General features: G+C 71.0%; 14 protein-coding genes. 3 read left to right on the top strand and 11 right to left on the bottom strand.

The window, feature by feature from the left end:
* Positions 1-5: 5 nt before the first annotated feature.
* The 9 genes from LDL49_RS10375 to LDL49_RS58290 form a co-directional block, all read right to left on the bottom strand.
* Positions 6-482 carry an NUDIX domain-containing protein gene (locus tag LDL49_RS10375; RefSeq protein WP_308016102.1) on the bottom strand — a complete coding sequence of 159 codons (477 nt, stop codon included), beginning with the start codon at positions 480-482 and terminating at the stop codon, positions 6-8.
* A 1-nt stretch (position 483) separates the two neighbouring features.
* Positions 484-804 (bottom strand): cytidine deaminase-like protein, encoded by a 321-nt coding sequence (locus LDL49_RS10370; protein WP_225290752.1) that lies wholly within the window; start codon positions 802-804, stop codon positions 484-486.
* 58 nt (positions 805-862) lie between these two features.
* Positions 863-1489 (bottom strand): hypothetical protein, encoded by a 627-nt coding sequence (locus tag LDL49_RS10365; protein ID WP_225290751.1) that lies wholly within the window; start codon positions 1487-1489, stop codon positions 863-865.
* Positions 1490-1817: 328 nt separating this feature from the next.
* Positions 1818-3119 (bottom strand): hemolysin family protein, encoded by a 1302-nt coding sequence (locus LDL49_RS10360; protein ID WP_225290750.1) that lies wholly within the window; start codon positions 3117-3119, stop codon positions 1818-1820.
* Positions 3116-3592, bottom strand: a complete 477-nt coding sequence (ybeY, locus tag LDL49_RS10355) for an rRNA maturation RNase YbeY (RefSeq protein ID WP_225290749.1) — start codon at positions 3590-3592, stop codon at positions 3116-3118. Before ybeY ends, LDL49_RS10360 begins: the two co-directional genes overlap by 4 nt.
* A gap of 100 nt (positions 3593-3692) precedes the next feature.
* Positions 3693-4721: a PhoH family protein gene (locus LDL49_RS10350; protein ID WP_225290748.1), complete on the bottom strand. Its 1029-nt coding sequence runs from the start codon at positions 4719-4721 to the stop codon at positions 3693-3695.
* A gap of 104 nt (positions 4722-4825) precedes the next feature.
* Positions 4826-5176: a histidine triad nucleotide-binding protein gene (locus LDL49_RS10345; RefSeq protein ID WP_225291013.1), complete on the bottom strand. Its 351-nt coding sequence runs from the start codon at positions 5174-5176 to the stop codon at positions 4826-4828.
* A 4-nt stretch (positions 5177-5180) separates the two neighbouring features.
* Positions 5181-6488, bottom strand: coding sequence for an extracellular solute-binding protein (locus LDL49_RS10340; RefSeq protein ID WP_225290747.1), 1308 nt, complete (start codon positions 6486-6488; stop codon positions 5181-5183).
* Positions 6485-8473: a VWA domain-containing protein gene (locus tag LDL49_RS58290; protein WP_225290746.1), complete on the bottom strand. Its 1989-nt coding sequence runs from the start codon at positions 8471-8473 to the stop codon at positions 6485-6487. The genes LDL49_RS10340 and LDL49_RS58290 overlap by 4 nt, the downstream gene beginning before the upstream one ends.
* A gap of 369 nt (positions 8474-8842) precedes the next feature.
* Between LDL49_RS58290 and LDL49_RS10330 the strand changes: the two genes are divergently transcribed.
* Positions 8843-9322 (top strand): SigE family RNA polymerase sigma factor, encoded by a 480-nt coding sequence (locus LDL49_RS10330; RefSeq protein WP_214638568.1) that lies wholly within the window; start codon positions 8843-8845, stop codon positions 9320-9322.
* The gene (locus tag LDL49_RS10325; RefSeq protein WP_225290745.1) at positions 9319-9969 is read left to right on the top strand and encodes a hypothetical protein; all 651 of its coding nucleotides are present in this window, start codon (positions 9319-9321) and stop codon (positions 9967-9969) included. The genes LDL49_RS10330 and LDL49_RS10325 overlap by 4 nt, the downstream gene beginning before the upstream one ends.
* A 50-nt stretch (positions 9970-10019) precedes the next feature.
* On the opposite strand, the gene LDL49_RS10320 is transcribed toward LDL49_RS10325, so the two are convergent.
* Positions 10020-10754: a 16S rRNA (uracil(1498)-N(3))-methyltransferase gene (locus LDL49_RS10320; protein ID WP_225290744.1), complete on the bottom strand. Its 735-nt coding sequence runs from the start codon at positions 10752-10754 to the stop codon at positions 10020-10022.
* Positions 10755-10862: 108 nt separating this feature from the next.
* Here LDL49_RS10320 and LDL49_RS10315 point away from each other — a divergent pair, with 108 nt between their 5' ends.
* Positions 10863-11525: a sensor histidine kinase gene (locus LDL49_RS10315; RefSeq protein ID WP_225290743.1), complete on the top strand. Its 663-nt coding sequence runs from the start codon at positions 10863-10865 to the stop codon at positions 11523-11525.
* An 11-nt stretch (positions 11526-11536) separates the two neighbouring features.
* Here the strand turns inward: LDL49_RS10315 and dnaJ are convergent, their stop codons facing one another.
* Positions 11537-12676, bottom strand: coding sequence for a molecular chaperone DnaJ (gene dnaJ / locus LDL49_RS10310; RefSeq protein WP_225290742.1), 1140 nt, complete (start codon positions 12674-12676; stop codon positions 11537-11539).
* Between the last annotated feature and the right edge of the window lie 11 nt (positions 12677-12687).

Genomic DNA, 12687 nt, shown 5'->3' with positions numbered 1-12687 from the left:
GCCTATCAAACGCCCTGTCGACGCCACCAGGCAAACGCGTCGGGCAGCACCAACGGCATCCAGGCGGTCGTGGTCAGGCCGGTGATCTCCGTCTCGGTCGCCCATCGGGCGTCGGTGATCTCCTCGCCGTCGGGGGTGGGCGTGCCCGCCTCGATGACGCAGGCGTACACGGCGATGACGTACGCGCACTGGTGCCCGTTGGGGTAGACGGTGCGGAATTCGGGCCCGCCGTACACACCGATCAGGCCGCGCGGCGCGACGTCTATGCGGAGTTCTTCCTGGAGCTCTCTGACCAGGGCGTCCTCGGGGCGTTCGTCGGGGTCGACGCCGCCGCCGGGCGCCGCCCAGAGGCCCACGTCGCCGTGACGCGCCATGAGCGCCCTGCCCGCGGAGTCGAACACGAAGCCGCAGACCGACGGAAGCATCAGCAGATCGGAGCCGACCTTGGCGCGTACCCCGGCCAGATGGGGCGAAATCGCCACGTCAGCCCCTCAGCGTGCCGTCGGGCCCGGCCACCAGCAGCGCCTTGACGCCCAGCTCGGCGGCCACCGCCGCGTCCTCGGCGCTCGGCCCGTCGCCCGCCGTGACCAGCGCCGCCGCCTCCAGCGTCTGCGCGCCGCTGGAGATGGCCGTGGCGACCGCCACCTGTACGGCGGAGAGCGTGAGGGAGGAGAGCGCGACGTTCGTGGCGGAGTAGGTGCGCCCGGTCTCATCACGTACGGCGGCGCCTTCGGCCGAGCCGTTGCGCGCCCTGGCCGCCCGCGCGAGCGTAATGATCTTGCTGTCTTCTGGATCGAGAGTCACGAGCTCTAGGTTAGGCGCTGCCCGTCCTGACCGGCTAAGCGCTGCCCATCCCGACAGGTTAAGCACTGACCATCCCAACGGCTGCGCTGAGCACCTGCCGGGTACGTTCCGGATCCACCTTGGCGATGCCCGTGTGCACGACGGACACCAGCGTGTCACCCGAGCGGGCGAGCATCACGTCCAGCGCGTACGGGTAGCCGTTCAGCCGCCCGCGCAGCTCCGCGCCCACCGCCTCGTCTCCCACGTCCTCGACCGGCAGCATCGTCAGCCGCAGCCGGGTGCCGCCGCCCGCCCGCACCGCCCGGCAGGCCTCCAGCGCGTCGGTCAGCTCCTCGATGCGCCCCTCCGCCTCCGAGCCGGCGTAGCGCGCCAGGCCCACCCCGGCCACCTCGCCCAGTTCGTCCCCCTCGAAGCTGGCCGCCGCCTGCGCCGTCAGCGCCCGCGCGGGCGCCCGGCCCGCCGCCGGGTCCAGCGCGGTCCGGCAGTTGTGGTCCGCCGGGGCGAACGGCACCCGCCACGGCTCCTCGGACCGCGCGGAGAAGCCGTCGGGCAACTGCGGATCCTTGTTCAGCACCTCGCGCAGCCGGGCCATGGCCTGGACGTCGACGTAACTCTCGGCCGGCCCGCCGCCGCATCCGGCGAGCAGCCCGCCCATGATGGCCAGGACGATGATCCCGCGTTCCATGATTCCCCCCGGTTCACAACGTCCCCACGCGACGAATACGAAAATCCACCGGAGTCACCAACAAAGCCCCAAACGCTAAAAGGGGGTTCTCGTCCGGCTTACCGGACGAGAACCCCCTTTACGCCGAGCAACGTCACGATCGGCTAGCAGACCGAGACGTTGTCGTCCCCCCCAGGGGCATCCTCCCGCCGCGAACCCCACCCGGCGTTCGGATGCTTCCCCAGTGACACCCACCGCACTGGGGTGTCGGGATTAAGGCTGTCGTACGCCGCTTGCAACAGACTTGTAGAACACTTGCCACATCCATCGCAAAACGGTCAGTGAGCTGTCAGTCGTGCTCGGCGGCGGCGGATACGACATCGCCCTCCTGCGGGACCACCCTGCGGACGACCACGGTGCTGATCCGGTTACGGCGCCCGGCGAGGCTCTCGGCCGTCAGCCGGAGCCCGGCCATCTCCGCCTCGGAGCCCGCGATCGGCACCCGGCCCAGCGCGTGGGCGAGCAGCCCGCCGACGGTCTCGACGTCGTCGACCTCGATCTCGGTGTGGAACAGCTCGGCGAGCTCGTCGACCGGCATCCGGGCCGTCACCCGGAGCCCGCCGTCGGGCATGGTCTCGACGCGGGGAGCCTCCCGGTCGTATTCGTCGGCGATCTCGCCCACGATCTCCTCGAGCACGTCCTCGATCGTGACCAGGCCGGCCGTCCCGCCGTACTCGTCGATGACGATGGCCAGGTGGATCTGCCTGGCCTGCATCTCGCGCAGGAGCTGGTCGATCGGCTTGCTCTCGGGGACGTAGGTGGCCGGGCGCATGATCGACTCGACCTTCTCCTCGCCGCCGTCCTCCCCCGAGTCCGACTCGTGCACCCTGCGGGTGACGTCCTTGAGGTAGGCGATGCCGATGACGTCGTCCTCGTTCTCGCCCACGACGGGGATGCGGGAGAAGCCGCTGCGCAGCGCCAGCGAGAGCGCCTGGCTGAGCGTCTTGCCCCGCTCGATGAAGACCATGTCGGTGCGCGGCACCATGACCTCGCGCACGAGGGTGTCACCCAGCTCGAAGACCGAGTGGATCATCTCCCGCTCGTCGGGCTCGATCATCCGTCGTTCCTCGGCCAGGTCGACCAGGTCGCGCAGTTCCGCCTCGGAGGTGAACGGGCCGTCGCGGAACCCCTTGCCGGGGGTCAGCGCGTTGCCGAGCAGGATGAGCAGCTTGGGCAGCGGGCCGAAGATCCTGGTCAGGCCATAGACGATGGGGGCGCTGGCCAGCGCGATCGGCTCGGCGTGCTGGCGGCCCAGGGTGCGGGGTGAGACGCCGACGATCACGTAGCTGACCACGATCATGACGGCGGCCGCGCACACGTACGCCCAGCCCTGGTCGTGCATCAGGTCGATGAACAGCAGCGTCGCGATCACCGTGGCGACCAGCTCGCAGCTCAGCCGGAGCAGGAGCAGCAGGTTGAGATAGCGCGGCGGGTCGTTGACGATGGCCCGCAGCCGCGGGGCGCCACGCCGCCCCTCGCGCACGAACTCCTCCGCGCGCACCCTGGAGATGCGCGTCAGTGCCGTTTCCGCACTGGCGATCAGGCCACCGATCACCACGAGGGCGATGGCCAGAGGCAACCAGGCGTTCACCGCGGGCTGCGCACCTCCCGCCACGACTCGAGGAGCCGGGCCTGCAGGCCGAACATCTCCTTGTGCTCCTCAGGCTCGGCGTGGTCGTAGCCGAGCAGGTGGAGGATGCCGTGCGTGCACAGCAGCTCCAGCTCCTCCTGCGCGCTGTGACCGGCCTCCTCCGCCTGCCGGGCGGCCACCGGCGGGCAGAGCACCACGTCGCCGAGCAGCGCCGGGTCGGCGGCGGTGTCGGCGTCGCCGCGCGCCCCGCCGCCCGGTCGGAGCTCGTCCATGGGGAAGGCGAGCACGTCGGTCGGACCCGGCTCGCCCATCCACTTCTCGTGCAGCTCGGCCATCGTGCGCTCGTCGACCACCACGATCGACAGCTCGGCGAGCGGGTTGATGCCCATCTCGCCGAGCACGTGCGTGGCCAGCTCGACGAGCCCCTGCTCGCCGACCTCGGCGCCCGACTCGTTGTTGATCTCGATGCTCATCGTCGATCCCTCAACGTCTCCGTCCTCAACGTCTTTGTCCTCAACGTCTCCGTCCTCAACGTCTCCGTCCTCAACGTCTCCGTCCTCAACGTCTCTCTCCTCAACGTCGCTTCCCCCGATGCTGGATCTGCTTCGGCTCCTGAAGCGCGTCGTAGCGGCCGTAGGCGTCGACGATCTCGCTCACCAGCTTGTGGCGGACCACGTCGGCGCTGGTCAGCCGCGAGAAGTGGATGTCGGGGATGCCGTCGAGGATCTCCTGGACCACCCGCAGGCCGCTGACCGTGCCCGAGGGCAGGTCGACCTGCGTCACGTCACCGGTCACCACGATCTTGGAATTGAAGCCGAGCCTGGTCAGGAACATCTTCATCTGCTCGGCCGAGGAGTTTTGCGCCTCGTCGAGGATGATGAAGGCGTCGTTGAGGGTACGGCCGCGCATGTACGCCAGCGGTGCCACCTCGATCGTGCCCGCCGCCATCAGCTTCGGGATCGAGTCGGGGTCGACCATGTCGTGCAGCGCGTCGTACAGGGGGCGCAGGTAGGGGTCGATCTTCTCGTAGAGCGTGCCCGGCAGGAAGCCGAGCCGCTCCCCCGCCTCGACGGCCGGCCGCGTCAGGATGATGCGGTTGACCCGCTTCTCCTGCAGCGCGCGTACGGCCTTGGCCATCGCGAGGTAGGTCTTGCCGGTGCCCGCGGGGCCGATGCCGAACACGACCGTGTGCTGGTCGATGGCGTCGACGTAGCGCTTCTGGTTGACGGTCTTGGGCCGGATCGTCCGGCCGCGTGAGGACAGGATGTCGAGCGACAACACCTCGGCCGGGCGGTCGGACGTCATGCGCAGCATCGCGATGCTCCGCTCGACCGCGTCGGCGGTCAGCTCGCCGCCATTGCGCAGCACCTCGACCAGCTCCTCGAACAGGCGCACCACGGCGCCGCTCTCGTCAGGGCTGCCGGTGACGGTGATCTCGTTGCCACGCACGTGGATGTCGGCCCTGAACGCACCCTCGATGACGCGCAGCAGCTCATCACGGGAGCCCAGGAGGCTGACCATTGGGTATTCGTCCGGTATCAGCACCTTGGCTTGAGTGCGCGAGGGAGGTGCCGTTCTTCGGGATTCATGTAGTTCGGACATGGGCAGGCCAGCGGCCTGATGCCTCCCGGTCTGTTCGGATGTACTTCTCCGCCCATCGTAGCCGGGACCAGGCTGATTGCTCGCGCCAATATCACCACGCCGGATCAGCCGGGCGGCCACCGCAGATCACGCCCGCCGAGCACGTGGGCGTGCACGTGGAAGACCGTCTGCCCGGCGCCCGGCCCGGTGTTGAAGACCACCCGGTAGCCGCGCTCGGCCACGCCCTCCTGCACGGCCACGGCGTGCGCGGTCTTGAGCACGTCGTCGGCCAGACCGTCGTCGGCCTGGGCCAGGGCGGCCGCGTCGGCGTGGTGCTCCTTGGGGATGACCAGCACGTGCGTGGGCGCCTGCGGGTTGATGTCGCGGAAGGCCAGCGCCCGGTCGTTCTCGAGGACGATCTCGGCCGGGATCTCCTTGGCCACGATCTTGCAGAAGAGGCAGTCGGTCACAGGCAGCACCCTACCCACAGGGCTCGCCCTCCTCGGTCCTTCCCAGCTTCGCCACCTCCAGTTCGTCGGCGATGATCCCGATGTCGTGAAGGGTCGGCTCCTCCGCGGCGAAGAGGTACTTCGTCACGCACGCCCTGAACACCTCGCTGAACCGGGTGTAGTGCTCCAGCTTTGGCCGCGTGGCCGTCGGCAGTGACTCCTTGATCGCGGAGGCCAGTCGCCGGAGGTCGTCGCGCGTCGGCGGGGTGCCGGTCTCGCGCGCGTCGGCCTCGGGGCAGACGGCCACGTCCTCGTAGGCGGCCTCGACGACCGGGGCGTAACCACCGCAGGCGAACAGCTGCCGCTGGTTGTCCGGCTGGAGGAGGTATTTCACGAACTTGAGGACGCTGTCGTACTTGGTGGATCTGGCGGTGATCGCGAGGTTCGAACCACCGAGCGTCGCCGGGCCGGGCAGCTTGGACAGCTTGAACGGCATCCTGCCGTCGGTGATCAGCTGCAGATCCGCGTACGGCCAGTGCCGAAGGTATCCGGCGCCCCCGTCGGCGAAGGTGGCCAGGCTTTCGGCCTCCTTGTCCTTCCAGGAGTCCCCCAGCGTCTGGTCGCTCTGCCACTGCCGCATCCACCGCAGCGCGGTGAGCGCCCGCCGGTCGTTGGGCGCCCGGTCGAGCACGATCTCGCCGTCGCCGTCCACCACGGTGGCGCCATAGGCGCGGAGCAGTTCGAGCAGCCCCACGGTCCGGCCCTCGAAGTCGGCGAGCTGCGCCAGGTACCCGCCGCGGCGGTAGGTGGCCCCCGCCTGGCGGGCGGCGGGCCAGAGCTGGTCCCAGCTCGCCGGCTCCGGCAGGTCGGCCCTGCGGTACAGCAGCCCCACGTCCACCGCGAACGGCAGCGCGTACTGCTTGCCGTCCCACTGACCGCTCTCGCGCGCCTGGCGTACCAGACCCGAGGGGACGTCCTCGGGCCGGATCTCGCTGAGCAGGCCGGCGGCGGCGAACTCGGCCGTCGAGGCCATGTCGATGATCAGCAGGTCGTAGGCCTGGCACGGGTCGGCCTGGGCGGCGGCCAGCATCTCGTCGCGCTTGAGGTCGGCCACCCGGGAGATCTCGATCATCTGGACGAGCGGGCCCTTCCAGCGGCGGATCAGCTCCCTGCGCGCGCCTCCGACGCTCACGTCATCGCCGGTGGCGACCCTGATCACGTCGTCGTCCACGCACTGCTCCGCCGGCGCCGGCCGCTCCTTGACGCCGACCACGCCGAGCGTGAGCAGCGCTCCCGCCGCCGCGCCCACGGCCGCCGCCCGCCATCGCCGCACGGTCACGGGCTCTCCCGCCACAACTCCGTCAGCTCCTTGTCGACCTCGTCGACCTGGTCCTGGTACGGCGTCGCGGCCTCGGCCCGGCTGATGGGCGCGCACTTGACGGCCTCGCCGGCGGCCTTGACCAACCGCTCGATGTGGTCCGCGTCGCACCGCTGCTCCCCGGTGAGCAGCAGCCGTACCCTCAGCCCTTTCACCTTCCGCAGGGCGGCCACCGTCCGACCGAGGTCGCCCGCCTCGTGAGCGCCGTCGGTCAGCATGACCACGACCGGGTTGGGGGTGTCCGCGAGCAGGGGGGCTGCCTGCGCCAGCACGTCCCCGAGCGGAGCGTCGCGCCCGTGTACGGCCAGCGTCCCCAGCCGTCCGGCCACCTGAGCCGGGCCCGTCGCCAGGGTCTCGCCGAGCCCGCCGGAGTCGGAGAAGGTGGCCAGCCGGACCCTGTCGCGGCCGTCGCGCAGCCGCCTGAGCAGGGTACTGGCCCCCGAGCTGGCCCTCTGCAGCGCGGTGCCGCCCGTGATCGGGCTGCCCATCGAGCCCGACGCGTCGACCAGCAGCAGGAAGGACGTCTCGGGGTGCGCCTTGCCGAGGCGGTCGATCAGCCGGGCCGGTTCGACGGTGGCCGGTTCGACGCTGTCGGCCCGCCCCGAGTCGAGCTCCCTGCCGAGGGGCATGGGCTCCTTGCGGTCGGACACGCCCGCCGAGTCGCGGTAGCCGTAGGGGGCGAGCCTGTCCTGGGCGAGCCAGTCGTGGAAGTCGATCGCCGCCCGCTCGCGCGCGTCGTTCCACTGGTCGGCCCACTTCAGCCGGACATAGCGGTAGCTGAGGGTGGGCAGTCCGTCGAGCCGGTGCCAGGACAGGCCGGCCGTCTGCCGCCCCGGAGCGCAGGCGCCCAGGTCCTGGTGGTTGTTGACCGCGTAGACGAGGTGCTCCGGCACGATCATGGCGAGCGATTCCTTGACGGTGTCGAAGCGGTCGCGGGCGTAGCAGAGGAGGCTGGCGGCGTCGGAGAGCGGGAGGTTCGGCGGGGTGTAGGCGATCTCGTCGGCGATGTCCTTGGAGCTGTCCTTGGAGGCGTCCTTGGAGGCGCCGTAGAGTCCGGCGCTGGCGATGAGCCCGATCTCCGACAGGTCGGCGCGCGGCCTGACCAGGGGCGCCCCGACGCTCTCCAGCCAGGCCCGCAGCCCGGCCAGGTCCGTGGGCGAGGGCTGCGTGCCCAGCCGCGCCTCCAGCGCGGGCGTGAACGCGACCAGCAGCGCGGAGGTGGCCACCGGGGACATCCGGTCGAACGTGACCTGGCCCAGGTTGGCGAACGCCTGCCGGAGATATTCCTCGGTGGCCGCGCTGGAGGGGATCCAGATGTCGGGGTGGACCGCGATCAGCGCGCGGTAGGTGCTGCTGTTCCAGGAGGCGGGGTCGTTCCACTCCTTGTTGGCGGCCTGGGACATGGTGGCGAGCGGCGGCTGCGGGGTCACGGAGAACCGCACGCGCGGGCAGCCGCGCAGGTCGGCGCTCTCGTCGGCGTAGCGGCGGCCGGCCGCCTGGAGGGCGGCCACGTTCTCGGCGGAGGTGAGCACCCGCAGCTCCAGCGGCTGGCCACAGGGGCTGGAGAGCACCCAGCCCAGTCCGATCCGCACGAGCGGCCCGCCCTGCAGGACGAGCGCCACCGCGAGCACCCCCGCGACGAACCCGAGCGCCCCGGCCGCCAGGGGCCCGGTACGCCGGCTCGCCCACTCGACGGCGGCCCTGACCAGCAGGGCGACGAACACGATCAGCCGCCACACCCCGCCGAAGAACGCCCGCAGCAGGGTGCCGAGCCACGCGACAGCGGTCCCGACGGGGCCGAGCCGGGCGCCGAGCAGGACCACCACCACGAGAACGGTCAGGACCATGATCACCACGCAGGCCACGGCGAACACCACGCGCCCGACCGCCCCGCCGCCCAGCAGTGGCGCCGCCACCGCCCCCAGGAAGGCCCAAAGCGGCGTCACGATGGCAGCCACGTCCTTCAACCGCTCGCTCCGAGCGGCCGGGGCGGCTCTGCGGGGTGACTGGGGGCGCCGCATTCTCCCTCGATCCTAGATCGGACGGAATCTGCTGTCTCTGTTGCGAATCGGTAATCCGCCGTGCCGTGCGTCCGAAGATCCTCGCGGTTAGGGTTAGTGTGCGAGACTGCCGAAAAACAAGACGATTCAGGGTCGGGCGAAGCCACCTGGCGAGGACACGACTGGCTAATGCCCTCTAAGGAACCGCAAGAGCGTAAACCCTCCGGGAAGGCCGCGCGTCCCAATGATGTGACCACCGAAACCCTCTTGGCCGACAGGTCGCTGGGGGCGGTGCCGGTCGGGTGGGACGCCGACATGGCCGTGACCGCGCTTTACAGTGCGCACTTTCGGTCATTAGTGCGTCTCGCCGTGTTGCTGGTGCGAGACATGGCAACCGCGGAAGAAGTCGTGCAGGACACGTTCGTCGCCATCCATGGCGCCTGGCGTAGACTGCGCGATCCCGACAAAGCACTTGCCTACCTGCGGCAATCCGTCGTCAACCGGTCCCGTTCCGTGCTGCGTCACCGCGCGGTCGTCGAGAAATACGCGCCCAAGGGCCTGCCCGATGCTCCGAGCGCCGAGAACGGCGCGATCGGCGAGCTCGAACGCACCGCCGTCATCGAAGCGCTAAGGTCCCTGCCAACACGTCAGAGAGAGGCACTCGTCCTTCGCTACTACGGTGATCTGTCCGAGGCTGAGATCGCCCACGCCATGGGCATCAGCAAGGGCGCGGTCAAGAGCCACACAGCTCGTGGCATGGCCGCCTTGCGATCCGTCCTGGAGAAAATGTCATGACCCAGTCCCCCGACGAGTACGGCGACGTCCTGCGCCGTGTGCTCCGCGCGGAGGCGGACACGGTCGTGCCCTCGCCGGAAGGACTGGAGATCATCCGCGCCCGCATCGAGCGGCGCGGGGTGCGTAACCTGTTCTGGTGGCGAGCCGGCGCCGCCGCCGCCAGCGCGCTGCTGGTGGCGGGCACGATCGTGATGGTCGTCCCCGAGCTGCGCCACAAGGTCATGCAGCAGGACACCATCGAGCCGGTCAGAGACACCAGGTCCAAGCCGCCGGCCAACTCCTCGACCAGCCGGCCGGCCTCGCCGAAGCCGACCCCGCCGCCGGACGATCCGCCCGCCGTGGTGCCCGCCCCGATCACCTCCGCGCCGTTGCCCGCCTCGGAGACCGCCAGGTCCACCAGCAAGCCGACGCCCAAGGCGACACCGACCCCCAAGTGCCCGACCCCCACCGAGGAGCAGCCGCCGAAGGACTGCCCCACGGACGAGGAGACGCCCACTCCGACGCCCACGCCCACGCCGACGCTCTCGGACACGAGCACGCCCGGCGGGCCCTGCCCGGTCGAGGAGTGCCCGCCGACCGACATCGACACGACGGCCAACACCTTCGCCAGCCCGCTCGGCGGCACCCCCCTCGCCACCACACCGTGAGCGACTGAGAGCTCGCCGGCCTCGGGTTCGCGCCGGTCAAGCGGCCTCACTCACCAGCGTCCGGTTCGCGCCATGAGTACGGCCGCCGCCGCCACCCCCGCCGTCGAGGTACGCAGCACCGTCGGACCGAGCAGCACGGGCACCGCCTTCGCCGCCCTGAACGCGGCCAGCTCCGCGTCAGAGACACCCCCCTCGGGCCCCACCACGACGACGATGTCGCCCCCGGCGGGCAGCGCCACGCCCGACAGCGGATCTGCGGCCTCCTCGTGCAGCACCAGAGCGAGCGCCGCGCCGCCGAGCAGCGCCTCGACCCCGGCCGTGGACACCGGCTCGGCCACCTCCGGCAGGTGGAACCTGCGCGCCTGCTTGCCCGCCTCCCGGGCCGTCGAACGCCATTTGGCCAGCGACTTGGCCGCCCTGTCGCCCTTCCACTGGGTGACGCTGCGAGCCGCCGCCCAGGGCACGATCACGTCGACGCCCGCCTCGGTCATCATCTCGACGGCCAGCTCGCCCCTGTCGCCCTTGGGCAGCCCTTGGACGACGACCAGCCTGGGCTCGGGCGGCGGCACCTCGTAGCGGCCCAGCACGTCGAGTCTGAGCGCGTCCTTCAGCGCCTCGCGTACCACGCACTCGGCGACCGTGCCCGCCCCGTCCGTCAGGTCGATCCGCTCTCCGGCGCGCAGGCGCCGGACCGAGGCCGCGTGGCGTCCTTCAGGACCGTCGAGGACCAGCTCAGGCCCGGTGTGGTCGGCGAGGCCGTCGGCCAGGAATACCGGCACGGTCACCGGCGATCACCCCAAAGATTTTCACGTTCAGTAGCCATAGGATCACGAAACGATTAAGGTTGGCCGAGATCGCACCTTCCTGAGGTCACTCTACGAGGGGTAAGAGCGATGACCGTTCCGTCCAGGAACACCCGTCGCGCGCGGCGCTGGCCGTGCGCGCTGAAGACTCGGCTGACCGTCCTGCTCACCGTCCCTGCCACGATCGCCCGCGCGGCGCCGCGCCGGCTGGCCGGGAAGGCCCCGGACACGGCGGAGCCCGCGGCCGAGGAGCCTCACCGGCCCGCCGCCGTCCGTCCGCGCCGCCCGCCTGATCCCGTCGCCGTACGCGACGTGCTCCGCTCGGCCCTGAGCGCGGCCGGGTCGGGCCGCGCGGTGCTGGGCGAGGTGGACGACGCCCTGCTCAGGGGCACGGCCGTCGCCGAGATCGCGCACCTGGTGACCGAGCTGGTCGACAACGCGCTGACCTGCTCGCCGCCCGACACCGAGGTGGAGATCCGGGCCAGCACCCGCGAGGGCGAGTGCCACATCGCGATCGTCGACCAGGGCGTGGGGATGACCGAGGGAGAGCGCGCCGCCGCGAACGCCCGGCTCCGCGGCGAACGGCGCTTCTTCGCCGCTCCCACCCGCTACCTCGGCCACTACGTGGTGGGCAGGCTGGCCGAGCGGCTCGGCGTGCGCGTGTGGCTGGACGAGTCGCCGCCACACGGCATCACCGCCCGGGTGGCCCTCCCGGGCGAGCTCCTGGTGCCGTCACGGGTCAACGGCCGTTGACCGCCTCCCGCTCAGCGGCCGTTGAAGGCGTCCCGCAGCCGCGAGAAGAACCCCTGCTGCCCGGGGGCGAACTTCCCGGGCGGCCGCTCCTCGCCACGCTGCTTGGCCAGCTCGCGCAGCAGGTCCTCCTGCGCCGGGTCGAGCCGCAGCGGGGTCTCCACGTTGACGTGGATGAGCAGGTCGCCGCGGCCCGTCTCGTTGAGCCGCTGCACGCCCCTGCCGTACATCGTGATGACCTGGCCCGACTGCGTGCCGGGCCGCACGTCGACCTCCTCGGAGCCGTCGAGCGTCTCCACGGCGAGGTTGGTGCCGAGCGCGGCGGCCGTCATCGGGATCTGGACCGTGCAGTGCAGGTCGTCGCCGCGCCGCTCGAAGATCTCGTGCGGGCGCTCGACGATCTCCAGGAAGAGGTCTCCGGGCGGGCCGCCGCCGGGGCCGACCTCGCCCTCGCCGGCGAGCTGGATGTGCGTGCCGTCCTCGACGCCCGCGGGGATGCGGACCTTGATCGTACGGCGGGTGCGCACGCGGCCGTCACCGGAGCACTCCTGGCACGGGTGGCGGATGATCGTCCCGAAGCCGCCGCACTGGGGGCACGGCCTGGAGGTCATGACCTGGCCCAGGAACGACCGGGTGACCTGGGAGATCTCGCCACGCCCGTTGCACATGTCACAGGTGTCGGGGTGGGTGCCGGACGCGGCGCCCGCGCCCTGGCAGACCTCGCAGAGCACGGCCGTGTCGACGACCAGCTCGCGGGTGGTGCCGAAGGCGGTCTCGCGCAGGTCGAGCTCGACGCGGATGGTCGCGTTGCGCCCTCTCCTGGCCCGCGAGCGGGGGCCGCGCGCGCCGCCAGCGGTGCCGAAGAAGGCGTCCATGATGTCGCTGAACGGGAAGCCCGCGCCGAAGCCGGCCGCTCCCTGGCCCGCGCCCGCGCCGCCGAAGGGGTCGCCGCCCAGGTCGTACATCTGACGCTTGTTGGCGTCGGACAGCACCTCGTAGGCCTGCGTGATCTCCTTGAACCGCTCCTGGGTCGCGGGGTCCGGATTGACGTCGGGATGGAGTTCGCGGGCTAGCCTGCGGTAGGCCTTCTTGATCTCTTCCTGACTGGCGTCACGGCGCACCCCGAGGGTGGCGTAGTAGTCGCTGTTTGCCACTTATCGACCTC

The organism is Nonomuraea aurantiaca (assembly GCF_020215705.1).
Classification (GTDB): domain Bacteria; phylum Actinomycetota; class Actinomycetes; order Streptosporangiales; family Streptosporangiaceae; genus Nonomuraea; species Nonomuraea aurantiaca.
This window is presented reverse-complemented; position numbering and strand designations above follow the sequence as displayed.